This window comes from Candidatus Poriferisodalis sp. (assembly GCF_965208485.1).
Taxonomy (GTDB): Bacteria; Actinomycetota; Acidimicrobiia; order Acidimicrobiales; family Poriferisodalaceae; genus Poriferisodalis.
This window is the reverse complement of record NZ_OZ242344.1, coordinates 923,471-944,662: the sequence shown is the minus strand read 5'-3', so window position 1 is coordinate 944,662 and position 21,192 is coordinate 923,471. Positions and strand designations below refer to the sequence as shown.

At 65.5% G+C, this 21,192-nt stretch carries 24 protein-coding genes; 12 read left to right on the top strand and 12 right to left on the bottom strand.

What is annotated here, in order from left to right; all coding sequences use genetic code 11:
* Positions 1-56: 56 nt before the first annotated feature.
* From def to ACOGXQ_RS04305, 6 genes are all read left to right on the top strand, one after another.
* Positions 57-629: a peptide deformylase gene (gene def, locus ACOGXQ_RS04330; protein ID WP_419946223.1), complete on the top strand. Its 573-nt coding sequence runs from the start codon at positions 57-59 to the stop codon at positions 627-629.
* Between the two features lie 186 nt (positions 630-815).
* The gene (locus tag ACOGXQ_RS04325) at positions 816-1,883 is read left to right on the top strand and encodes a methionyl-tRNA formyltransferase (protein ID WP_419946222.1); all 1,068 of its coding nucleotides are present in this window, start codon (positions 816-818) and stop codon (positions 1,881-1,883) included.
* A 66-nt stretch (positions 1,884-1,949) separates the two neighbouring features.
* Positions 1,950-2,522 carry a YfcE family phosphodiesterase gene (locus ACOGXQ_RS04320; RefSeq protein ID WP_419946221.1) on the top strand — a complete coding sequence of 191 codons (573 nt, stop codon included), beginning with the start codon at positions 1,950-1,952 and terminating at the stop codon, positions 2,520-2,522.
* 32 nt (positions 2,523-2,554) lie between these two features.
* Positions 2,555-3,592 (top strand): amidohydrolase family protein, encoded by a 1,038-nt coding sequence (locus ACOGXQ_RS04315; RefSeq protein ID WP_419946220.1) that lies wholly within the window; start codon positions 2,555-2,557, stop codon positions 3,590-3,592.
* A 180-nt stretch (positions 3,593-3,772) separates the two neighbouring features.
* The gene (locus ACOGXQ_RS04310; protein ID WP_419946219.1) at positions 3,773-4,501 is read left to right on the top strand and encodes a DUF433 domain-containing protein; all 729 of its coding nucleotides are present in this window, start codon (positions 3,773-3,775) and stop codon (positions 4,499-4,501) included.
* Entirely contained in the window at positions 4,476-4,796 is a 321-nt protein-coding gene (locus ACOGXQ_RS04305; RefSeq protein ID WP_419946218.1) for a hypothetical protein, read from the top strand. The genes ACOGXQ_RS04310 and ACOGXQ_RS04305 overlap by 26 nt, the downstream gene beginning before the upstream one ends.
* Positions 4,797-4,957: 161 nt before the next feature.
* On the opposite strand, the gene ACOGXQ_RS04300 is transcribed toward ACOGXQ_RS04305, so the two are convergent.
* The 3 genes from ACOGXQ_RS04300 to ACOGXQ_RS04290 form a co-directional block, all read right to left on the bottom strand.
* Entirely contained in the window at positions 4,958-5,239 is a 282-nt protein-coding gene (locus ACOGXQ_RS04300) for an MBL fold metallo-hydrolase (protein WP_419946217.1), read from the bottom strand.
* Between the two features lie 188 nt (positions 5,240-5,427).
* Positions 5,428-6,306 carry a crotonase/enoyl-CoA hydratase family protein gene (locus ACOGXQ_RS04295; protein WP_419946216.1) on the bottom strand — a complete coding sequence of 293 codons (879 nt, stop codon included), beginning with the start codon at positions 6,304-6,306 and terminating at the stop codon, positions 5,428-5,430.
* A 117-nt stretch (positions 6,307-6,423) separates the two neighbouring features.
* On the bottom strand, positions 6,424-6,780 hold the full coding sequence (locus tag ACOGXQ_RS04290) for a hypothetical protein (protein WP_419946215.1): 357 nt from the start codon (positions 6,778-6,780) through the stop codon (positions 6,424-6,426).
* 231 nt (positions 6,781-7,011) lie between these two features.
* Here ACOGXQ_RS04290 and ACOGXQ_RS04285 point away from each other — a divergent pair, with 231 nt between their 5' ends.
* Complete coding sequence (locus tag ACOGXQ_RS04285; protein ID WP_419553603.1) at positions 7,012-7,206, top strand: ferredoxin; 195 nt, start codon at positions 7,012-7,014, stop codon at positions 7,204-7,206.
* A gap of 83 nt (positions 7,207-7,289) precedes the next feature.
* Here ACOGXQ_RS04285 and ACOGXQ_RS04280 read toward each other — a convergent pair whose 3' ends face one another.
* From ACOGXQ_RS04280 to ACOGXQ_RS04270, 3 genes are all read right to left on the bottom strand, one after another.
* Positions 7,290-8,456 carry a 3-hydroxyacyl-CoA dehydrogenase NAD-binding domain-containing protein gene (locus tag ACOGXQ_RS04280; protein WP_419946214.1) on the bottom strand — a complete coding sequence of 389 codons (1,167 nt, stop codon included), beginning with the start codon at positions 8,454-8,456 and terminating at the stop codon, positions 7,290-7,292.
* An 87-nt stretch (positions 8,457-8,543) separates the two neighbouring features.
* The gene (locus ACOGXQ_RS04275) at positions 8,544-9,431 is read right to left on the bottom strand and encodes a 3-keto-5-aminohexanoate cleavage protein (RefSeq protein WP_419946213.1); all 888 of its coding nucleotides are present in this window, start codon (positions 9,429-9,431) and stop codon (positions 8,544-8,546) included.
* Positions 9,424-10,629 carry a TauD/TfdA family dioxygenase gene (locus ACOGXQ_RS04270; protein WP_419946212.1) on the bottom strand — a complete coding sequence of 402 codons (1,206 nt, stop codon included), beginning with the start codon at positions 10,627-10,629 and terminating at the stop codon, positions 9,424-9,426. The genes ACOGXQ_RS04275 and ACOGXQ_RS04270 overlap by 8 nt, the downstream gene beginning before the upstream one ends.
* A gap of 164 nt (positions 10,630-10,793) precedes the next feature.
* Between ACOGXQ_RS04270 and ACOGXQ_RS04265 the strand changes: the two genes are divergently transcribed.
* Together ACOGXQ_RS04265 and ACOGXQ_RS04260 are read left to right on the top strand one after the other, a co-directional pair.
* Positions 10,794-10,928 carry a hypothetical protein gene (locus ACOGXQ_RS04265; protein WP_419946211.1) on the top strand — a complete coding sequence of 45 codons (135 nt, stop codon included), beginning with the start codon at positions 10,794-10,796 and terminating at the stop codon, positions 10,926-10,928.
* Positions 10,925-11,386: a class I SAM-dependent methyltransferase gene (locus ACOGXQ_RS04260; protein ID WP_419946210.1), complete on the top strand. Its 462-nt coding sequence runs from the start codon at positions 10,925-10,927 to the stop codon at positions 11,384-11,386. The genes ACOGXQ_RS04265 and ACOGXQ_RS04260 overlap by 4 nt, the downstream gene beginning before the upstream one ends.
* On the opposite strand, the gene ACOGXQ_RS04255 is transcribed toward ACOGXQ_RS04260, so the two are convergent.
* The gene (locus tag ACOGXQ_RS04255; protein ID WP_419946209.1) at positions 11,322-12,230 is read right to left on the bottom strand and encodes a PfkB family carbohydrate kinase; all 909 of its coding nucleotides are present in this window, start codon (positions 12,228-12,230) and stop codon (positions 11,322-11,324) included. The genes ACOGXQ_RS04260 and ACOGXQ_RS04255 overlap by 65 nt on opposite strands.
* Before the next feature lie 178 nt (positions 12,231-12,408).
* Positions 12,409-13,008 (bottom strand): HhH-GPD-type base excision DNA repair protein, encoded by a 600-nt coding sequence (locus tag ACOGXQ_RS04250; RefSeq protein WP_419946208.1) that lies wholly within the window; start codon positions 13,006-13,008, stop codon positions 12,409-12,411.
* On the opposite strand from ACOGXQ_RS04250, the gene ACOGXQ_RS04245 reads away from it, so the two are divergent.
* The 3 genes from ACOGXQ_RS04245 to ACOGXQ_RS04235 all read left to right on the top strand — a co-directional run bounded on the left by ACOGXQ_RS04245 (position 13,007) and on the right by ACOGXQ_RS04235 (position 17,191).
* Entirely contained in the window at positions 13,007-13,507 is a 501-nt protein-coding gene (locus ACOGXQ_RS04245) for a hypothetical protein (RefSeq protein ID WP_419946207.1), read from the top strand. The genes ACOGXQ_RS04250 and ACOGXQ_RS04245 overlap by 2 nt on opposite strands.
* A gap of 142 nt (positions 13,508-13,649) precedes the next feature.
* Positions 13,650-16,232 carry a DEAD/DEAH box helicase gene (locus tag ACOGXQ_RS04240; protein ID WP_419946206.1) on the top strand — a complete coding sequence of 861 codons (2,583 nt, stop codon included), beginning with the start codon at positions 13,650-13,652 and terminating at the stop codon, positions 16,230-16,232.
* The gene (locus ACOGXQ_RS04235) at positions 16,211-17,191 is read left to right on the top strand and encodes a DUF3883 domain-containing protein (protein WP_419946205.1); all 981 of its coding nucleotides are present in this window, start codon (positions 16,211-16,213) and stop codon (positions 17,189-17,191) included. The genes ACOGXQ_RS04240 and ACOGXQ_RS04235 overlap by 22 nt, the downstream gene beginning before the upstream one ends.
* Before the next feature lie 300 nt (positions 17,192-17,491).
* Here ACOGXQ_RS04235 and ACOGXQ_RS04230 read toward each other — a convergent pair whose 3' ends face one another.
* The 4 genes from ACOGXQ_RS04230 to ACOGXQ_RS04215 all read right to left on the bottom strand — a co-directional run bounded on the left by ACOGXQ_RS04230 (position 17,492) and on the right by ACOGXQ_RS04215 (position 21,191).
* Entirely contained in the window at positions 17,492-17,992 is a 501-nt protein-coding gene (locus tag ACOGXQ_RS04230; protein WP_419946204.1) for a DNA methyltransferase, read from the bottom strand.
* Between the two features lie 901 nt (positions 17,993-18,893).
* Positions 18,894-20,018, bottom strand: a complete 1,125-nt coding sequence (locus ACOGXQ_RS04225; protein ID WP_419946203.1) for a hypothetical protein — start codon at positions 20,016-20,018, stop codon at positions 18,894-18,896.
* Between the two features lie 403 nt (positions 20,019-20,421).
* Complete coding sequence (locus tag ACOGXQ_RS04220; RefSeq protein WP_419946202.1) at positions 20,422-20,715, bottom strand: hypothetical protein; 294 nt, start codon at positions 20,713-20,715, stop codon at positions 20,422-20,424.
* 131 nt (positions 20,716-20,846) lie between these two features.
* Positions 20,847-21,191, bottom strand: coding sequence for a hypothetical protein (locus ACOGXQ_RS04215; RefSeq protein WP_419946201.1), 345 nt, complete (start codon positions 21,189-21,191; stop codon positions 20,847-20,849).
* Position 21,192: the final 1 nt, after the last annotated feature.

Here is a 21,192-nt window from a genome sequence, read left to right as displayed (position 1 = left end):
GAGCCTAGGTCAAGTGCACAAGCGGCGAGTGAGCACAGCAGTAGCCTGCGAAATCCATGGGAGGCGCCTTCGAGATCCGGCTGATGGGCGATCCGGTGCTGCGTCAGCGCGCCGCTGAGATCACCGAGATCGACGGCCGTGTCGCACGCATGGTGGACGACATGCTGCCTGCCATGTACGACGCCGAGGGCATCGGACTTGCCGCCCCGCAGGTGGGCATCCAGCGGCGGCTGTTCGTGTTCGACCTCTATGACGGCGACGGTCCACGGACGCTGATCAATCCCGAGATCGTCGAGACCGACGGCGAGTGGGCCTACACCGAGGGATGCCTGTCGGTGCCTGGGCTGACCTTCGAGATCATCCGCCCCAAAGAGGTGCACATCGTCGGGCGTGACCTCGACGGCAGCGAGGTCAGCATCGAGGCGGACGAGTTACTGGCGCGCCTGTTCCAGCACGAGCTTGATCACCTCGACGGCGTCTTGCTCATCGACCACCTCAAAAAGGCCGAACGCAAATCGGCGCTGCGACAGTGGCGCACCCAGCTCAGCGAATTGCAGCCCGGCGCACCGGCCGCCTCATCCTCCTCCGGCCCTGTTCCGCTGGTGGGCCGCAACAGCGCGGACGCCTGACGTTTCCCGGACTCTGACGGTGCGCCAAGCGGTCGACCGGTCGCTGCTCTGCGCCGTGCTGCCAGGGGCGGCGTTTCTGCGCAGGTTTGCGTTGGGCGGATATTTCTGCGCCGTATTGCTGCCAGGGGCGGTGTTTCTGCGCAGGTTTGCGATGAGCTGGCGTCGCCGCAGCGGCGGGAGTGACCCATGACACATCCGCTGTCGCCGAGCCGGCCGAGTCGAGTGGCGTTCGCGGGCACCCCCGATGACTCCGTGCCCGCATTGCGTGCGCTCGCCGGGGCCGAATTCGAAATCCCGGTCGTGGTGACCGGCACCCCGCGTCGCCGCAGCCGCCGCGGCAGCGAGACGCCCAGCCCGGTGGGCGCCGCCGCCGCCGACTTGGGCTTGAAGGTCAGCCACGACCCGGCCGACCTCGCCGGGTGCGGCGCCGACTGTGCCGTGGTCGTCGCCTTCGGCCAGCTCATCGCCGCCGAGATGCTCGCGGTGACGCCGATGCTCAACCTGCACTTCTCGCTGCTGCCGCGCTGGCGCGGCGCCGCCCCCGTCGAGCGGGCGCTGCTGGCGGGCGACAGCCGTACGGGCGTGTCGCTCATGGCGCTCGAACCCACGCTCGACACGGGACCCGTCTACTGGCAGCACGAGGTGACCATCGGCCCCGCCGACACCGCGGCGGGATTGCGCGAGCGTCTCGCCAGCGAGGGTGCAACCTGTCTGGCGGCGTCGCTGGCAGAGGGGCTGCCCGCACCGCAGCCCCAGGAGGGGACGCCGACCTACGCCCGCAAGCTCACGCCCGAGGACCGGCGGATCGACTGGTCCCAGCCGGCGGCCTTCATCGACCGGCAGATCCGGGTCGGAGGAGCGTGGACCACGCTGAAGGGACAGCGTTTCATCATCCGCGCTGCCAGACCGGCCGACTCGCCGCCAGACGCAGCCCACGACACCCCGCCCGAGAGCGCTGCTGTCCACGATGCCGCGTCCCGCGTCGCCGTAGCGCATGATGCCGCGCTCCAAACATGCAACAACAAGAAGGGCGACGGCCATGCCGCGTCCCGCGTCGCCGTAGCGCATGATGCCGCGCTCCGCTCGGCTGCGGCGCGCGATTTCCCGCCCGGCACGCTCGCCGGTGACGCCGTTGTCGTGACCCCCGATGGGCTCATCCACCTGGAGATCGTGCAGCCGGCCGGCCGAGGCGCAATCGACGCGCAGGCATGGCTGCGCGGTGCCCGCCTGCCGGACGGTGCCCGTTTCGGCTGAGCACAAGGTCCGGTTCGCCGCACGTTTGCTCCGTCGCGTTGCCGGCCGGTCTCCTAGCGTGGCCGGATGCGCATCGGGCTGATCTCAGACACGCACATCCCCGAAGCGGCGCCCGAGCTATGGCCTGAGGCGTACGCAGCGATGGACGGGTGCGACGCCATCCTGCATGCCGGCGACATCTACGACATCGCTGTCATCGATCAGCTCAACGAGCTGGCGCCCACTTGGGCGGCTCGCGGCAACGGCGACGACGGATCCTCGGGCCGGGACGTCCAGCCCGATCATCCATTGCTTGCGACCGCCTGGACCCACACATTCGACGGCGTGCGGGTCGGCCTCACACACCACCTGCCAGTGCCTGAGCTGTCGTTCTACACAGTTGCTGATGCCATCGAGCGGCACTTCGGCACCGATGAGCAGCTCGACGTCTGCGTCTACGGCGACACCCACGTGCACCGCATCGACATGCTCTCGGGCGTGCTGTGCGTGAATCCGGGATCCCCGACGTTCCCCCGCAATCTCAGCGCTCAGCTCGGCACGGTCGGCTATCTCGACATCACCGACGGCGTCGCCACCCCGTCGTTGTGGCAGCTCACCCCCGACGGCCTCCAACCCACCGAGTCCTGGGACTACGTCTAGTCTGCGGCGAGCCCGGGCAAGGGGGAGCGGCTATGGCCGACGGAACAGCGAGCGACAAGGACGCCTGGCTGGCGGCAACGATCGAGCAGCCGATCGATCCAGACGAGGAGATCGTCGATCCGCATCACCACCTGTGGGACTTCCCCGCCGGCACGTACCTCGTGCCGGAGCTTCACGCTGACACCGGTTCAGGCCACAACGTCACCCAGACGGTCTTCGTGGAGTGCGCTGCCGGCTACTACACCAGCGGACCCGAGCATGTGAAACCCGTCGGTGAGACAGCGTTTGTCAGGGAGCAGGCTGCGATCTCTGCCGAGACCGATGGCGCCACCATCGCGGGCATCGTCAGCTTCGCCGACCTGACGCTGGGCCGCGCTGTCGAAGAGGTATTGGCCGCACACGACGAGGCCGGCGAGGGACTGTTCCGCGGGATCCGTCACGCCAGCGCCTGGGACGCCAGCGACCAGATCCGCGAGAGCCACACCAAGCCTCCGCCCGAACTGCTCGCGGACCCGGACTTCCGGGCGGGCTTCGCAACGCTGGGCCGGATGGGCTTCAGCTTCGACGGCTGGATGTTCCACCCGCAGGTCGCTGAGCTTGCTGGGCTGGTTCAAGATGCGCCCGACACGCCCGTCGTGCTCGATCACCTCGGCGGGCCGCTGGGCATCGGCCCCTATGCCGACCGCCGTGATGAGGTGCGCTCTGTTGTGCGACCGGCGCTCGAGGCGCTCGCCCGCCACACGCAGGTCACGATCAAGGTGGGCGGCATCGGCATGAGCATCTACGGCGTCGGCTTCACGCGGCTGCCCCAGGCACCCTCGTCGGAGCACGTGGCGGCAACGTGGAGCGACGACATCCGCCACGCCATCGAGACGTTCGGCCCCGACCGAGCCATGTTCGAGAGCAACTTCCCGGTCGACAAGCAGGGCTGCTCGTACACCGTGCTGTTCAACGCCTTCCAGCGCATCTGTGACCAAGCCGGCTACACGCCCTCCGAGCGCGCCGACCTGTTCGCCGGCACTGCCCGCCGCTTCTACCACATCGACCCGCCGGCGACTGCTGACCGATGAGCCGGGCTCTCAATCACCGTGCCGCTAATCGCCGCTAAGGGTCCGCCGCGTCTTAAGTCGCGTGATCCGCTCACGCATTTCCGCAGGTCAGAGACCTGCGCATGGGGGAAAATCACGCGACTTGACTGATGGCGGACCCTAATCTCGGAACTTGAGGGACTCACGGTAAGGCGCATCCTGATGTCGGAAGTGTCGTCGTGGCAGCTGCGGACCCAGCGGCCTCTGTACACAGTCGCTGAAGCGGCCCAGGTCGTCCATGTCCCCGCCTCCACAATGGGTACTTGGGTGAAGGGCTATCGCCGCCAACCTCGCGACGGTCGTCCGGTCATCGGTGAACCCATCATCACGTCGTTGAAGGCGAGTTCGCGCGGAATGCCCTCGATCCCGTTCATCGGGACCGCGGAGGCCCTCGTCGTTGCCGCTGTTCGCCGCCGTGGAGTGCTACTGCAACGAGTGCGACCGGCATTGGAGATACTCATCCAAGAGTTGGGGGTCGAATACGCCCTGGCGTCGCGGAGGCTGTTCACCGACGGCGCTGAGATTCTCTTCGACTACGGCGATCGATTCTGCGACACCGAGGTGGGTCATGCTGCCATGGAGCTCGTGGTCGTCAGGAATGGCCAAGGCGTCTTTGCGGAGGTCATCTCCGACTATCTCGAGCGCATCGACTACGCGACTGATGGGTTTGCCGAGCGGATCTGCGTTCCGCCGTTCGAAGGCGGCGTGATCGTTGCCGACCCGAAGCGGGCAGCCGGTGCGCCGATCTTCGCCCGTGGCGGCGCTCGCGTCGCAGATGCCAAGAGTCTGCTCGACGCGGGCGAATCGGCGCGAACGGTGAGTGAAGAATACGGGATGCCGGAGGAGCATCTCTGGGACTTCCTGCGTGCCACATCCAGCTGGGCTGCCTGACATCTTCTTGGACCGGAGCCTCGGGCGCAAAGGAGTCCCGGATCGGCTTCGCTCTGCTGGATTGCGCGTGGTCACGCTGTCTGAGCACTACGGCCTGCCCGCCGACGAGGACGTGGCCGACGAGACTTGGCTCGAACTCGTAGCGCAACGCAACTGGATCGCGTTCATGAAGGACAGGCGGGTTCGCACGCGGGAGGGTTGGGCTGTCAAGCTCCACGGCGTTCGGTGCTTCTGCCTGCACCCGTCCGACGGCCTGAACGTTCAAGCGATGGCAGATTGTTGGCTCGCCACCTAGATGCGATCACGGCGGCGTGCCAGTGGCCGGGGCCGTTCTTCTGCCACGTCCGAGACAACGGAATTCGCTTGCAGCGACTCCCCGCCTAGTTCGACCAATCCAGAAGACCCCGACACCACCGCGAATTTCAGTGAGCGCAGAACGCGACTACCGGCGAGCGCTCACACCAAGTCGAAATCCTCGGGCTTGTACACCTCGTGCTCGATCAGCTTGGGGTGATGGCCGGACTCCCACTCGGCCCGCCGGCAGATCAGCCGAGCGTTGGGCAGCAGCTCGGCGGCGCCGCAGTGGTCGAAATGCAGGTGGCTGAAGATGGCAAACGTCAGCTCGGCCGGGTCGACGTCGACGCTGCGCAGCCGTTCCGACACCTCGTCGTCCGGTGAGTAGTCCGCCTCGAAGGACTCTGCGAGCAGCAGGTAGCGGGCGCCCACGCCTTCTTGCACCTAGGGTGCCTGCCGGTGTCGAACACCAGCGTCTGGCCGCTGGGGTGACGCACCAGCCAGCTCGGGATCGGCAGCCGAACATTGCCGGGAGCATCGGCAATCACCGACGAGGTCGCCGTGGACAGCCAGCCGCATTCGAGCGGCACCAATGAGAGTTGCGTCAGGCGCTGTGTTTCCTGCGCGCCCCGTCAGGCGCCGAGCCCGTGGTGCAGGGAGCTGTGGCTGGGATAGTCGGGATCGCGACGGTCCATCTGTGCTCGGAAGGCCTCGCCCATGTCGTCGGTGTCGAACATGGCCGCGTTCCACACTGCGATGTACTCGAGCCCGTCGGCGACCGAGTGATCGCGGCTGTAGTTCATGGTCTGCTTGGTGCCCCAGATCGCCATCGGACTCTTGGATGCGATCTGCGCAGCCACCTCGGCCACGGCCTCCATCATCGAGTCGTGATCGTCGTAGACGGCGTTGACGAAGCCCCGGTCGAGCGCCTCTTCTGCCCCCATGCGACGACCCGTAAAGGCCAGCTCCCGCACGACACCCTCGGGCACCAGCTTGGGCATGCGCTGCAGCGTTCCGACATCCGCGGTCATGCCGATGTTGATCTCTTGGATGCTGAAGAACGCATCGCTGGTGGCGTAGCGCAGGTCGCAGGCCGAGACCATGTCGACGCCGCCGCCGACGCATGCGCCCTGGATGGCGGCGATGACCGGCAGCCGACTGTTCTCCAGCGCGTTCATGGTGGTCTGTGCGCGCAGCACGCCGGTGCGGAACTGGGCCCGTCGCCGGCTGCCGTGTGCCCGGTCCGCGGATCTGTCGGCGCTGGCTGCGCCGCCGGATGCGTCGTAGCTGCCGAACACCGACAAGTCCATGCCTGAGCAGAAGTGGCGACCGACTGCTGACAGCACCACGACACGTGCATCGGTGCCGGCGGAGACGTCGTCGACGATGCTCGGCAGCTCGGTCCAGAACTCGGCGATCATCGAGTTGGCCTTCTCAGGACGCTTCATGACGAGGTGTGCGACCTGGGCAGCCACCTCGACGTCGAAGCAGGTGTAGTCGGATCCGGTCATCGGCTCGGCCCTTCTGTCTCGCTCGTAATGCTCGTTTATACGAGTCAAGCGCGTGAGCGACGAGTCTGCGCGAACTCCACTGGTGGTTGCAAGTGATCGGCCGTGACCCCTTCGGCGTCACACCGCCACTCTGTCTCGGATATCGAGGCCTCGGATATCGAGACGGGCAGAATGCCGATCGTGGATGAGTGCGTGTTCTGCCGGATCGTGGCTGGTGCTGAGCCGTGCCACGTCGTCTACGAGGACGAACGCATGAGAATCGCCCTCATGGCCCGGCTGGGCGATGTCGAACACGTCCGCCGCAGAACTTCTCAGCACAACACCGTCGCACGGCGCTATCGGCGGCAGACCCGGCACGTTCCCGTCGTCGTCGCTGATGGCGGCGGCCGCGGTCGTGCTGCGCGGCGGCGACGCCGACAGGGTGAACACAGCGGCGCCGTCGCCCTCGCGCACCGACGCCGCGGTGACGGTCACGCCGCGCTGCTCTGCGGTTAAAAGCCTCGCCTCAGCTCGGTCATCGGATTCTTCACGAGCGAGACGAGCCGCTGCAGCCACGAATTCAGCGTGGAGTGCGGTGCCATCTCGGGTGCGGGAGCGGACAGGGGCAAGGCTATGGCATATTGCTGCGCTAGCTTCGGGCCGGCCGGGGTGCTGTGCCCGGTCTCGGTGAGCGCCGGCCTTGATGGCCGGCAGGAGGGATTGCTCGTGCGGATCAGCGTTGACGCCGACAAGTGCCAGGGACACAACCGCTGCTACTCGCTGGCGCCGGAGCTCTTCGACGTGGACGACTACGGCTACGCGACCGCGGCCGGCGACGGCGAGGTTCCTGCCGGCTTGGAAGACAAGGCCCGCCTCGCTGCTGCGAACTGTCCCGAGTACGCGGTCATCATCGAGGAATAGCCCCGCGGGCGACCGCTGGGCGTCGGGGTGTCACGCTCGGCGTGGTCGGCTGAGATGTCGGTGCGGGGCAGCGCGCAATGGATTCAGGAGCGTTTTTGCTGCTGCGCTGAGCCGAGTCGTCGGCGCAGGGCGGCGAGGCTGTGGCCGGCGCCCCAGTCGTTGGCCTCGAGTGTCAGCAGCATGTCGGCCAGGTTGCGGTCGCGGGCTGCGCAGAGTTCTGCGGCCGTTTGGCCGGCTGACTGCTGGTCGGACTGGGCGACGAGTGTGGCGATGAACTCTGGTGTCATCTTCGGAACGTCGGTGAGCTTGGTCCACGGCAAGTCCAGTGTTGGGGTGAAGTGCTCGATGAAGTGTCGGAATCCGCCTTCGCCGCCGGCGGTGGCGTAGGTCTGGAACACGCCCATTTGTGCCCAGCGCAGGCCGAAGCCCAGCCGCATCGCGTCGTCGATCTCGGACACCGTGGCCACGCCGTCGTGGACCAGCCACAGCGCCTCACGCCACAGCGCTTCGAGCAGCCGGTCGGCGACGAAGCCGTCGATCTCAGTGCGGATGCGCAGCGGCGACATGCCGGCTGCGGCGAACCATGCCGTCGCTTGGTCGATGGCGTGCTCGGAGGTCTGCGTTCCGCCGACGACCTCTACGAGCGGCAGCAGGTAGACCGGGTTGAAGGGGTGTCCGACGATGAGCCGTCCTGGGTGCTCCATGCCTTCTTGCAGATCGCTGGGGCGGATCCCCGACGTGGACGAGGCGATGACTGCCTCGGCTGAGGCGGCGGCCTCGATCTCTGCGTAGACGGCCTGCTTCGTCGCCAGCCGTTCGGGCACGCACTCGTGGATCAGTTCCGCGCCAACCGCGGCGGCCGAGCATCCCTTGGCGGGGTGTGCCAGCGTCACGGTGCCGAGCGAGCCGCCGGTCTCGCTTTCGGTTCCGTCGGTGCGGGAAGTCGCAGACCGTTCGCCATCGGATGTGCCCGCGTCGCCATCGCTCATGCTGTCGTCGCTGCGCAGCGAGGGTTGCCCCCTGCCGAGCAGTCCCAGCTGTCGCCACGCAACGCTGGCAGCCTCGAGCGTCTGCTCGACGCTGCGAAGAGCGCTGGGAGACGGGTCGGCAACAGTGACATCGGCACCGCACAGTGCCCAGCGCGCCGCCCACGCTGAGCCGATGACTCCGGCTCCGACCACGCACACGCGGGCTGGCAGATTGCGGTCGGCGGGTTCGGTCTCGCTTGCGAGAGGGCGCCCTGTTGGCATCACCGTGACCGGAACCTCACCTCGGGTTGGTCGCTGTCTTTGGGTCCTGCATGTGCTTTGCTCGGCGCCCCGCCGGTCGGCTGGAGGTCAATGCTGCTTCAGTTCGAGCCGGTCGCGGACTTCGTCGGGGCCGATGACTCGGTAGTTCATGGCCTCGAGGATCTGCTTGGCACGTGCCGTCAGGTCGGCATTGGTGGCCAGGCGTCCGCGTTCGAGATAGAGGTTGTCCTCGAGGCCCACCCGTGCGTTGCCGCCGGCCACCGCCGCGAGCGCCACATAGGGCAGTTGGTCGCGTCCCAGGGCGAACGCCGAGAATGTCCAGTCGTCGGGCACGTTGTTGACCATCGCCATGAACGTGTTCAGGTCCGGCGGAGCGCCCCAGCGGATGCCCATGCACAGTTGCACCATGACCGGGGCCTCGATGACGCCGACATCCACCAGCGACTTGGCCTCCCAGAGCTGGCCCGTGTCGAACGCCTCGATCTCGGGCCGCACGCCCAGCGCCTGGATCTGGCGGGCCATCTCCATGAGCGTGTCGTGGGTGTTGGTGGCGACGTAGTTGCCCTCGCCGAAGTTCATCGTGCCGCAGTCCAGCGTGCAGATTTCCGGCCGGAGCTCACGCACGTGAGCGAGCCGCTCGGTGGCGCCTGCCATGTCGGAGCGCATCGGATCGGGCGGCAGCGGTTGCTCCACGGAGCCGATCACGAAGTCGCCGCCCATGCCGGCAGTGAGGTTCAGCACCACGTCGGTGCTTGACGCCCGCACCCGCTCGACCACCTCGCGGTAGCAGTCGACGTCGCGCCCCGCGTCGCCGGTGATCGGGTCGCGCACATGAATGTGGCAGATCGCGGCGCCCGCCTCGGCGGCATCGATGACGTTCTGGGCAATGTCGGCGGGGGTGTAGGGCACCTTGTCGGACTTGTCGACGGTGGCGCCGGCCCCGGTGATCGCACAGGTGATGAAGACGTCAGGCATGAGCAGCTGCCTTTCTCTCGCTGCGGCGCAGCAGCACGCGCAGCCGTGAGTAGAACTCGTCGGCGTCGATGTAGCCGCCGATCAGCCGCCGACGCGTCCCGGCTTGCGGCTCGAAGGCGTCCCGCCCGTGCAGCACGCGACGATTGTCGAACACGACGATGTCGCCGGGCCGGAACGGGTAGCGCATCTGGAACCGGTCCGAGCCGGCCGTCAAGCTGAGCGCGCGCATCGCCGCATAGGCCCGGTCCAGATCCCCCAGCGCCATCGCAGGGAACGCCCTCACCGGGTGGAACGCCCGATACGTGAACGGAATCCGGCCATCGCCGGCGTCGATGATCGGACCCTGCCAGCGATGATCATCGTCGGGCGATCGGTTGAAGAACACCCACTCCAGCGTGGTGAGTGCCTCGAATGCGTCCGGCTCGTGCGCCCGCAGATGGTCGGCAATGGCCAGACCGTCTGCCATGGTCGACCAGCCGCCGTCCACGGAGTTCTCCACGCAGTGCAGCAGCTGCAGTCCGGGCGGCACCTCGCGGGTCGGCAGATCGGTGTGTGGGGCCAGTCGCTGGCCGGTGTTGGCCAGCGAGGTGGGCGTGATGTCGACGTCCACGTGCCAGGTCTGCCCGAAGTTGGAGTCCCGTATGGCGCCGATGCGACCGGCCGCCCGCGCCACCGTGTCGGGATCGGTCCCGCAGCCAGCCAGACGCACGAGGCCATACCGGGCGAGATCGCAGAGTGCGTCCCCCAAGGCACGATCGTCTCCCAGCACAGCGAGGCCGCCATGGGTGACCGGCTCGTCGTACTCAGCGGCCGTCCACGGCACCGGATCGGGAATGACCGCGAACGGCCGATGCAACTCGTCGGCCACGTGGCGCAGCCACCCGGGGTGAATAGCGGCCTCCCGCTGCTCGGGCTCGAAGGTCACCTCGAGCGCACCGCCGACCACCTCCGCCCGGCTGATGAACAGATCCGGACTCAGATGAGCCGGATCCAGCTCGCACTCACGAGTGACCGGATCGATGCCGCCGGGACCCGGCGCGTTCTCACGCAGCCACATCGGGTGACACTCCAGCGTGACCCCGTCAGGCCACACGAGTTCAGCGGTCCCGCGCGCAGTGACACGAACCCTCTCCAGCGCCGCCCACGGATAGGAATAGTAATCCGGGGTGGGCAGATGGGCATGGCCCCGCTCGTTCACTCGTCAAATTGTCTCACAACGCGCGCGAGGAACGGTCCACCGAACGATGAACATGCAGACCTGTATGGAAGCGTCGTGCGTGCGATCAGATCCCTTCGGCCGCAGCGAGACCGTCTACGGGCCGTCACACCGGTCCGGACGGGTGTGGCCGCTGCGCTGCCGCCGTGACCTGCGGCGCTGTGCCGTCCGCTGCCGCCGTGACCGGCGGCGACGTGTACACCCACGGCCATCAGCCCGTTGTGGTGGCCCAGCATGCGAGGCGTACCGCTGAGGACTGCGCAGCGTTCGCGCGTCAGTGATCGAGTCCGACTCCCGGATCCTCGATGTCGGCTGCGGTCCGGCCTCGATCGCCGTCGGCCTGGCCCGATGGGCACACAGCGGCCACGTCACCGGCATCGAAGTGACCGACGAGATCTTGGCGACTGCCGCGGCCACGGTTGCCGAAGCCGGTGCCGCAAATGTGACGCTGGCCAACGAGTCGGTGTACGAGCTGCCCTATGACGACGGCTCGTTCGACGTGGTGTACGCGCACCAGGTCTGCCAGCACCTGTCCGACCCGGTGGCGGCGATCTCGGAGATGGCCCGTGCGGTCCGGCCTGACGGCCGGGTGGCAGTGCGCGATTCGGACTACTCGACGATGATATTTCAAGTCTCAGCGGCTTGCGCTGCTGCCGCTCGTTACGAGATGGCAATTATTCGAGGAACGCTGCCAGCTCGCGGGCGGATGGCGAGTCGGCGCCGACGCGCGTGCAGGTGATCGCTGCGGCAGTTGCCGCGAGTTCGGCGATGGAACGCCACTCGGCGAGACTGATCGAAGCGAGCGCGGCCCGGTCAGCGCCCAGCAGATCCCACACGGACGTCAGTACCGAGCCGACGAAGGCGTCGCCTGCGCCGACCGTGTCGACGACCTCGACGGCTGGCGCTGCCACGTCAATGGTGCCAGCGCCCGTGTACACCGTCGCGCCCTCGGAGCCGCGGGTGACGATCACCGCCGCGGCCCGACCATCGAGCAGTTCTGTCGCGCAGTTGGCGTCGGGGCGTCCGGGCCAGATCCAGTCGAGATCCTCGTCGGAGGCCCGGTACAGATCCGTCACGCTCAGCCACCGCTGATGGAAATGGTCCCAGCGTCGCCGATCCTCTATGACTGCTGGGCGGACGTTCGGATCCAGCGACACGATGCCGTCGTGACGCTCCGTGAGCTGGGCCAGCACGTCGGCGGTGCGTCCCCGGAACATCCCGAGCGTGCCGCCGTGGACGATGTGCGGGCCGGGTCCGAGCGCAGACAGCTCCGCCGACTCGAGTGCGGTGTCGGCAGTGTCATCGCCTTCGAAACGGAACGACGGGCTCGGCGTGAAGCTGACCATGGCTCGCGCCGTGGGTTCGGGACCTCGTTCGCACGCTCGCAGATCGACCCCGTCGCGCTGCAGGTGCCCCCAGATGAGCTCTCCGCCGGCATCGGTCGACACCCGGCCCACGAACGCGCTGGGCGCATCCAACCGAGCGGCCGCGATGGCGGCATTCATCGGTCCGCCGCCGGGCACTGATCGGCGCTCATCGCCGTCGAGCACGTCGACCAGCGCTTCACCGCAGCACACGATCACGGATTTGACCTCCTATGTCAGAGGAGCAACAGCCTTGTCACAGAGGCGCAGATTGCGACAGGCAGCTGACACATATGCACAACAGAGCGCAACCGTTGCGGAGGCGAGCCCAAGCCGTTAGAGCGGCTCCGATCGTGTCGAAGACTGCCGGAGCCGGCCGGAGGCTCAGTGCTGTTTCTCAATCCTGTTTCGTCTTGCCGGCGGCCTTCTGGTTCTTCTTCCAGATGCGGACTTCGGCGAGGGCATCGGGGCCGTCGATGTCGGCCACCGAACGCGGGTGGCGGTCGGCGAACGGTCCCGCAGCCGCCTTCCAGCCCCGCGGCGCGACTCCGAAGCGCTTCGCCAGGATGGCGACGAAGATCATCGCCTTCTCGTCGCCGTAGCCGGGCAGGGCCCGCAGCCGGTCATACAGCGCTTTGCCGCTGCGCACGTCGGCCCAGATGGCGCCGGCGTCGCCGTCGTAGCGCTCGACGATGTAGCGGGCCAGCTCGCCGCAGCGCTTCGCCATCGACCCGGGGAAGCGGTGCAGCGCCGGCTTGGCCTTGAAGGCCGCCTCCAGCTCGTCGGGATCCATCTCGGCGATGGAGGCCGCCGAGTACCGGTCTCCCAGCCGTTCGGCCAGCCTGGCGGGGCCCTTGAACGCCCATTCCATGGGGATCTGCTGGTCGAGCATCATGGCCAGCAGCAGCGAGAACGGGTCGTCGAGCACCAGTTGATCGGCTGCCGGGTCGCCCGTGACCGCCAATGTTCCCCGGTTGTCGCCCAGACTGCTCGCCATGGAGGCGCACGCTACCTTCGAACACGATCAGAGACTGTCGGAGCGGACGCGTCGCTTCCTGATGCCGGGCATCGTCTTGCTTGCAGCGATTGAGGTCACGGTGATTGTCGCTGTGGTGTCGCTCACGGAGTCGGGTTCGATCGAGACGGGGATTGTCGGCATCGTGCCCGCAGCGCTGGCGGTCATGGCTTCGCTGGCGCTGTGGCTCGCGATGCGGGTGCGCATCCGGGTCGATGGCCATCTGTTCAAGCTTCAACTGTGGCCCTTGCCGTTCAAGTCGAAGGTTCCGCGGGAGGCGATCACGCAGGCCTACGTGCGGGAGGTGCGACCGCTGAGGCAGTACGGGGGCTGGGGCGTCAGGACCCGACGGCGAGATGTCCTCTATTCGGTCGGCGGCACCACTGCAGTCACAGTCGAATTCCACCGAAACGGCACACCCCGCAAGCTGTCCGTGACCACTGACCGTTCCGACGAACTCCTCGCAGCCCTGTCCGCATAGCTGCGCAGCGATCGATTCAGCGGCTGAGACGGACGCAATACCCTGCGACAGTGCCCGGTGGCTCGTGCTCCGCAGGGCGCTGTAGGCGAGACGGCAGTTTGGCAACGCGATGAAGATGGAACTCAGTGACTTGAGTGCCGGGATGAGGTTGTCGGGCGTTGTTGCGGGCAGCGACGTCACGGTGGTTGCGGCTGCTCTGCACGGCCAGGCGTCCGCGACGCTGACCTACCGCACTGCGGACGGCGTGCTCGGGGAGCGGCTGATCACCGTGGCCGATCTGGCCGATATCAGCGAAGCTGCCGAGAGCCACTGGTCCTTCGATGCCGATGGGGCCATGTTCAAGCTGGCCTCGGAAGCACGCCGCATGCAGATGGCCCATCTCGCTGACCCGTTTGCAGCGGTGGACACGTCGAACATCGACCCATACCCGCACCAGATCGATGCTGTCTACAACCGCCTGCTCGACCTCAAGCCGCTGCGATTCCTGCTGGCCGATGACCCCGGCGCCGGCAAGACGATCATGTCGGGGCTGCTCATCCGTGAGCTGATGCTGCGGGGCGACGTGACCCGTTGTCTCATCGTGGCGCCGGGCAGCTTGGTAGAGCAGTGGCAGGACGAGTTGTGGGACAAGTTCGGCTTGAGCTTCGACCTGATGTCACGCGAGAGCGTCGAAGCGTCCCGCACCGGCAACCCATTCGTCGAGCGCAATCTGCTCATTGCCCGTGTCGACCAAGTGGCTCGATCCGATGAGCTGAAAGACCGCCTGAAGGCGTCCGAATGGGATCTCGTGATTGTCGATGAGGCCCACAAGATGTCCGCGCACCGCTACGGCGACGAGCTGCGCCGCACCAAACGCTTCGAAGTAGGTGAGGTGCTCCGCGAATGCACACGCCACTTCCTGCTGCTGACAGCCACGCCCCACAACGGCAAGAACGAGGACTTCCTCGCGTTCATGACGCTGATCGATCCCGAGCGGTTCGAGGGTCGCTTGCGGGCAACGAATGGCAGCGAGGGTGCGGACAAAGTACCGGATGTCAGCGACGTGATGCGTCGCTTAGTGAAGGAGAACTTGCGGACCTTCGAGGGCAAACCGCTCTTCCCGAAGCGATATGCGAAGAGCCTGCACTTCGAGCTTTCCGAGCCCGAGGCTGAGCTGTACGAGGCGGTCACGTCCTACGTGCGCGAGGAGATGAACCGTGCCGCTCGCATGGCGGCAGAAGGCGATGCGCAGCGCGGCGTGATCGTCGGGTTCGCACTCGCTGGCTTGCAGCGCCGGCTCGCGTCCTCGCCTGCGGCCATCTACCACTCGTTGCGCCGTCGGCGCGACCGGCTCGCCAACCAGGCGTCCGAACTCCGTCAGCTGGCGGCAACCGGGGCACCAATCCCCGTTCCCGAGCTCCCGAAGGGCGTTCGCATCGCCGATCTGGAGGACTTCGACTTTGATGACTTCGACGAGGCCGAGCTTGCCGAGTTGGAGGACTTGACCGTCGACGCCGCGACAGCAGCAGCTACCGCTGATGAGCTAGAAGCCGAAGTGCGCACTCTGGACCGGCTGGTGAACCTGGCCGACGGTGTTCGCAACAGCGGTGTCGACGCGAAGTGGACCCGCCTGCGGGATCTGCTGCGTGCCGAGCAGTTCGGCGCCGGACCATCCAGCACGTCAGACGACGTCGACGTCGACGCCCGCAAGCTGATCGTCTTCTCCGAACATCGAGACACACTCGACTACGTCTCCGGCCGCATCGCCGCCGAGCTCGGCAGACCTGAGGCCGTGGTCACCATCCACGGCGGCATGAAGCGCCAAGACCGCCGAAACACCCAAGACCGCTTCCGAGCCGACCCGACGGTGTCGGTGCTCGTTGCTACCGATGCCGCCGGCGAGGGCGTCAACTTGCAGGTCGCCAACCTCATGGTCAACTACGACCTGCCGTGGAACCCGAACCGTATCGAGCAGCGATTCGGGCGCATCCACCGGATCGGCCAGCGCAGGCCGTGCCACCTGTGGAACCTGGTGGCGCACGAGACACGTGAGGGGCAGGTCTTCGAGCGGCTCTTCGCCAAGATCGAGCAGCAGCGCGAGGTGTACGGCGACCAGGTGTACGACGTACTGGGCGATGCACAGATCAACGTGTCGCTCCGCGACTTGCTGATGAAGGCCATCCAGGCCGACAGCGATCCAGCCCACGCAGAGTGGATGGACACCATCATTGACGGGGAGATCGGCAAGCAGCTCAGCGAGGTGCTCGAGGAGCGAGCGCTCGTCGCAGGCATAGCCGATGCCGGAGCGAACGACGAGGTGCGCCGGCGCATGGAAGAGGCCCGTGCTCGCAAGCTGCAGCCGTGGTTCGTGCACGACTTCTTCACCCAGGCGCTGCAGCACTACGGCGGGCGAATCTCGGGCCGTGAACGTGGCCGTTACGAGATCACGCGAGTGCCCGCCTCGGTCAGGGCGAATGCCGATCTGGCTCTCGGGCCCGTCCATGACCGCTATGCCCGGGTGACCTTCGACAAGGACTTCATGGCACCCGACGCCGAGTCCGCACGCAAGCCGGGTGGCGCTGGAGACCGCGCCGAGCTGATCTCACCAGGGAGCGCGCTGTTGTCGGCTGTGGCGTCCAAGGTGCTCGATGACCACGGCGACGCATTGCACCCGGCACCGTCCTCGTGGATGCCGGCGACCCTTCGACTGAGCCGCGCCTGCTCGTGTACTTGGACCATGTGGTAACCGACGGCCGGCTGGTGAACGGCGCCCGCCAAGTGGTGTCGCGCAGATTCCAATACGTCGAGGTCGACCGGTGTGGCACGGCCAGTGATCCCGGCGCGGAGCCCTATCTGGGCTACGAGTCGCCAACTGCCGAGCAGGAATCACAGCTTTCCGGTCATTTGGATGCGGCTTGGGCTGGCCAGACGGCTGAATTGGTGGCGCGCGATTGGGCCATCGAGCATTTGGCCGGACCGCATTTCGAGTCGGTAGCGGCTGTGGTTCAGAATCGTGTCGACCGGGTGAGCGAAGCGGTACGGGTCCGGCTGGAGTCCGAGATCCGCTACTGGGATCGACGTACCAACGAGATCAAGGCCCAGGAGATTGCGGGCGGCAAGCCGAGACTGAATTCAGGGCGGGCGCGTGCGCGAGCAGACGAATTGGCCGCGCGGCTGCTGCGCCGACGTGCTGAACTCGAATCAGAAGCCGACCTGCACAGCAGCCCGCCCACAGTCGTCGCTGCCGCGGTGGTTGTGCCGCAGGGTCTGCTGGACCAGTTGGCAGGAGCGCCACCGGATCCGACCGCTGCAGCCGACAAGGCGGAGACCGACCGGCGCGCAGTGGCAGCGGTCATGGCTGCAGAGCGGGCATTGGGCCGTCGTCCGACCGAGCAAGAGCATGCGAACCCGGGCTTCGACATCATGTCGGTCGACCCGGAAACCGGCGACCACTGCTTCATCGAGGTGAAGGGCCACCTGCCCCGAACGGAAGAGATCCATGTCAGCGCTCGGCAGGTACGCCAAGCCCAGAACGACCCTGAGCGGTGGCGCCTCGCAGTGGTCTCAGTGCCCGACGAGCCGAACGCCAAGCCCCAGGTCCGCTACTTGGTCGAACCATTCGTTGGCATGACGATGCACGCAGCCCAGACCAACGTCCCGCTGAACGTCAACAAGCTCCTCGCCGACGCCGGCCCACCCAGCTAGCCCTGATTATTCATGAGAATTGCTCTGATTGCTTTGTGGGTGTGATGGGTGCCGGTTTTGGCGGTGTGCGATGGCGGGCCCGGTGCGGGTGGGGCTGTTGGGGCGTGCTGGGGGCGCCCGGCGGTGGCGGGTGGGGTTGTGGGGGCGTGTTGTGGCTGGCTCGCCGGTGGCGGGTGGGCGCCGGTTCGGGTGGGGGGCGCGGTGTCAGCGGGGGTGGGCGATGGCGAGCAGCGCTTTGGCGCCTGGGTGCTGTTGGGACAGCTCCCGCTGCGCTCGCAGATGCTCGATATCGCTGCAGGGCTAGAGTTTGGGTCCGCCATCAGTCAAGTCGCGTGATTTTCCCCCATGCGCAGGTCTCTGACCTGCGGAAATGCGTGAGCGGATCACGCGACTTAAGACGCGGCGGACCCTTTCTTGAGCATATGCGACTGAAAAAAACTCGGGCAATAGCGCTCTCTCATTCGCCACGGAGGATGGCGAATAATCCCGCTCGAGCTGACGCAGTCTAGCAAGCAGAGTGGGCAGCTTCGGCGCAGCAGACTTTGCGGCACTTAGGCAATAGGCTACCGGATTGATGTCACAAGCGACAGCATCCCTATCCATCAGTAACGCTTGAAATGGTACCGTGCCGCGGCCGCAGAATGGATCAAACACAGTATCGCCAGGATTCATAAGCTTGGCGATCCATTCTTCCGCGAATGTTTCTGGAAACATTGCGAAATACGGACAGAGGGAATGAAATCGATTGCGCACAGTCACCAACGAGATCGCATAAAATGTGCCCTTACCTTCGTCATCCACCTCTTGACACGTGTCGCAACGGCGGAAGGTACACAGGGCGCAAAGTAGGATATACGGCACCTCTCGAACACTATGCCCGCGAAGATCGCTTGTGTTGTCCACTCGCCGCGATTCAGCCTATGTGGCACAAATAGCATTCTCACAGGGTCTTCAGCAGGCGGACTTGTCATCCAAACTTGACACCATTTCCCAGTATCGGGTAGGTCACCGACCTTGGATTTCCAGTCTTTGCCAGCAGCGCATTGGCCAAAGGCAATCATTCGACCCGGTTTGTCATCAGGAAATCCGTGCCACACGACGACGTCCAACCTGCCGTCCTTTTGATCCCTCGCCACGGGTAGCCCGCTGGCGCCGCCTCCCTCGCCGATGGTCCGACATAAGGCATCTACCGCTGCAGTAAAACCTCTGGGCCCTGTTCGCCGCGGGAACGCGAATAGATAGCTGCCATCATGCTGGTTGCATCCAAAGAACTGCTCAGTTGCAGCGATACTAATGTCCTCGAAGTCTCGCTCAGGCCTAGTGCGGCTGGACTTGCCCGCATCGACGCCAAATACGCTTAGTAGCAACAGGAACTCATAAGTCCACACACAGTCTTCTGTTGGCTGTTGGTGTCGAATTGACTGTTCTGTGACAATGAACGGATAACCCGGGCCCGCTGCATTTGCGCGATCTTGAATCTCGTAGAATACGGATTCTGCGATCTGCTCGGTGATTTCACCGTGAGCATCGACGAGAGCCTCTTGGCTCTCAAAGACCGCGTCGGTTGAGCCATCGCGGCGAAGCTGTGAGATCAGATCCTGAAGACTCGCTGTTCCGTCTGGAGCGGAAAGAGCCATCAATTCCAGCCAATCTGCGCTCTCGATTGCGTCACTAGAGGCGACTACGCCGTCAAGGTACAGATTCACGCTGTTGAGTGTTGGCTATGGCGACCTGTGCGCCTCTTTCTGCGTGACGCATCCATATCGTCAACAAGGTGTTCTGAGAGCTCAAGTACTTCTCGCGCGAGGCGGATTGTACTAGCATCTCCCGGATCGCCAGTCAGCTGCTTGCCGCGAGCGTCTTGAAGCCGCTGACGAGCTTCAATGAGATGGCCCTTAAAAAGTTCCTCATCGCCGACGCTAATGTCAACTGCGAGATCTAATGGCAGACCACGCCTCAGCGCGACGAGGCCTGCCTCAGTGCTGATTGCGGAGTCCAGACGACGCAGGTCTGGGTTCTGACTCTGAACCAGCGGTCGAGTATTTGTAGACTTTTGACCATACAGCCAGAGGCACAGATCTGCTAATGCTTCAAGACGATCAGGTGAAATGGGATTTGGTCCGAAACTATCTTCGTTGTCGATACCCAAAAGGTCCTGGATATTCTGATAGTCTAGCCCTGTATAGAGATGAGAGAATGAGAAGTGCCGCTTCCAGCGATCGTCCAAATTGAATCGTCCAGTTTCTTCGGCCTGCTGAAGAACCATTAGGCCTCGATAGAGGCGCCTTACTGTCCAATGGCGGTCGCCGATGCGACGTGCAATTTCATCTAGTGGCTCTCCAAGCTCATTGTGCACCCAAGCAACGTACCTGGCTTTGGCAAACGACTGCCAAGGTTGAGAACCGTTGACATGTTTGAATCCGATGTACTGCCAGATTCGCTCGCGATCAGCGATGACGACTGGGAGAGTCTGTAATTCTGCGCGCCTCTCGTCAGATATCCAGGGTAAGTCAGTCGCGCCTACTTGTCGCCGCAGGCCGTCGTTCAAAAGGAGACGGACGGCCGCAAGCCGTCGATTTCCTTCAACTACGACGTGAGATCCGCCTTCGACCGCGGCAAATAGAGGTTCATGTGAGAAATATCCATTGCTTGCGATCGACAACGCCACTTCGTCTACGGCGAATTCCTTCCAGAGAAGTTCGACGAGATCGACTTCGTCGAGGTTGATCTCCATCGACAACCGCGGATTGCGCCGGTCGAAGTGAAGCTCCAGAGTTGGTATCGGTTCCGCCTGCGGCAGATCGTTGCTGGCCTCCCCGGACTCCATGTGACCACCCTACCGCGCAGGGTCTTGGCCTTGATTGCGGATTTTCGGACCCGGCCGCCCAGGCGGCGAAACGGGCAACGCTGCAGCTTGGGGCGTTCGCCATCGTGGCGAATCGGGGAGCCTAACCCGGACAGCCCACAAGGCGCCCTCCCGCATCCGTTCAACCAACCGCGTGACTCAGCAGCCCAGTACTGACCAGCCCTGATTATTCATGAGAATTGCTCTGATTGCTTTGTGGGTGTGATGGGTGCCGGTTTTGGCGGTGTGCGATGGCGGGCCCGGTGCGGGTGGGGCTGTTGGGGCGTGCTGGGGGCGCCCGGCGGTGGCGGGTGGGGTTGTGGGGGCGTGTTGTGGCTGGCTCGCCGGTGGCGGGTGGGCGCCGGTTCGGGTGGGGGGCGCGGTGTCAGCGGGGGTGGGCGATGGCGAGCAGCGCTTTGGCGCCTGGGTGCTGTTGGGACAGCTCCCGCTGCGCTCGCAGATGCTCGACATCGCTGCACGCCTCACCGCCCCCAGCCGCCGTCAACAACGCACGAACCAGCACCAGGGCGCGCTCACCCGCCGGGGGCACCACAGCCGACAGCTCCGCGGTCAGCCCCACACCGTCCGCGAAACCGCCCAACACGAACAGGCCCGCGCCCCACACCACCCGCTCCCCGCCGCCCGCCACACACGCATTCGCAACACTGCTAAGTTCCACCTCGGAGATGCCCCCCTGAACCCGCCGATACGTTCAACCAAGACACGCATCGTCGCAGGCCAGAGGGGTTCTTCCGCGGACCCGAACAAACCCAGCCCCCACACTCATGAATAATCAGGGCTAGTGCCGTGTCAAGCAACCTTCGCTGTGACGGTGATTGCTGGAAGGCTTGAAATCAAGCGGCTGATCGGCGTCGGTGCCTCGATGCTGGCTTCGCAGCGAACTGCAAGATCGAGCTGCTCCTCCGCTGCTGTGAAGCCATCTCGCACGGGCCATTCGAGATTGTGGATGTGGCCGCAGACCGGATCCCAGTCACCGCTGGCCTTCGCCGCGTCGACCAACTCCGAGAGGGAAGGCTCTCTCGAGCTTCTCTCGGCTGGCGGACGCACCACATCGCCCGAGTCGGATTCGGTGACGGCCGCTCGCAGCTGATGCTCAGGGTGCTCGCAGCCCTCCGCTCCCGCGACGAGACTCACG

What these genes read in the sequence shown, in the direction of transcription:
- def (WP_419946223.1), top strand. Translation starts at nt 57, where the DNA reads ATGGGAGGCGCCTTCGAGATCCGGCTGATGGGCGATCCGGTGCTGCGT.
- ACOGXQ_RS04325 (WP_419946222.1), top strand. Translation starts at nt 816, where the DNA reads ATGACACATCCGCTGTCGCCGAGCCGGCCGAGTCGAGTGGCGTTCGCG.
- ACOGXQ_RS04320 (WP_419946221.1), top strand. Translation starts at nt 1,950, where the DNA reads ATGCGCATCGGGCTGATCTCAGACACGCACATCCCCGAAGCGGCGCCC.
- ACOGXQ_RS04315 (WP_419946220.1), top strand. Translation starts at nt 2,555, where the DNA reads ATGGCCGACGGAACAGCGAGCGACAAGGACGCCTGGCTGGCGGCAACG.
- ACOGXQ_RS04310 (WP_419946219.1), top strand. Translation starts at nt 3,773, where the DNA reads ATGTCGGAAGTGTCGTCGTGGCAGCTGCGGACCCAGCGGCCTCTGTAC.
- ACOGXQ_RS04295 (WP_419946216.1), bottom strand. Translation starts at nt 6,306, where the DNA reads ATGACCGGATCCGACTACACCTGCTTCGACGTCGAGGTGGCTGCCCAG.
- ACOGXQ_RS04280 (WP_419946214.1), bottom strand. Translation starts at nt 8,456, where the DNA reads ATGCCAACAGGGCGCCCTCTCGCAAGCGAGACCGAACCCGCCGACCGC.
- ACOGXQ_RS04275 (WP_419946213.1), bottom strand. Translation starts at nt 9,431, where the DNA reads ATGCCTGACGTCTTCATCACCTGTGCGATCACCGGGGCCGGCGCCACC.
- ACOGXQ_RS04245 (WP_419946207.1), top strand. Translation starts at nt 13,007, where the DNA reads ATGGAGGCGCACGCTACCTTCGAACACGATCAGAGACTGTCGGAGCGG.
- ACOGXQ_RS04250 (WP_419946208.1), bottom strand. Translation starts at nt 13,008, where the DNA reads ATGGCGAGCAGTCTGGGCGACAACCGGGGAACATTGGCGGTCACGGGC.
- ACOGXQ_RS04240 (WP_419946206.1), top strand. Translation starts at nt 13,650, where the DNA reads ATGAGGTTGTCGGGCGTTGTTGCGGGCAGCGACGTCACGGTGGTTGCG.
- ACOGXQ_RS04225 (WP_419946203.1), bottom strand. Translation starts at nt 20,018, where the DNA reads ATGGAGTCCGGGGAGGCCAGCAACGATCTGCCGCAGGCGGAACCGATA.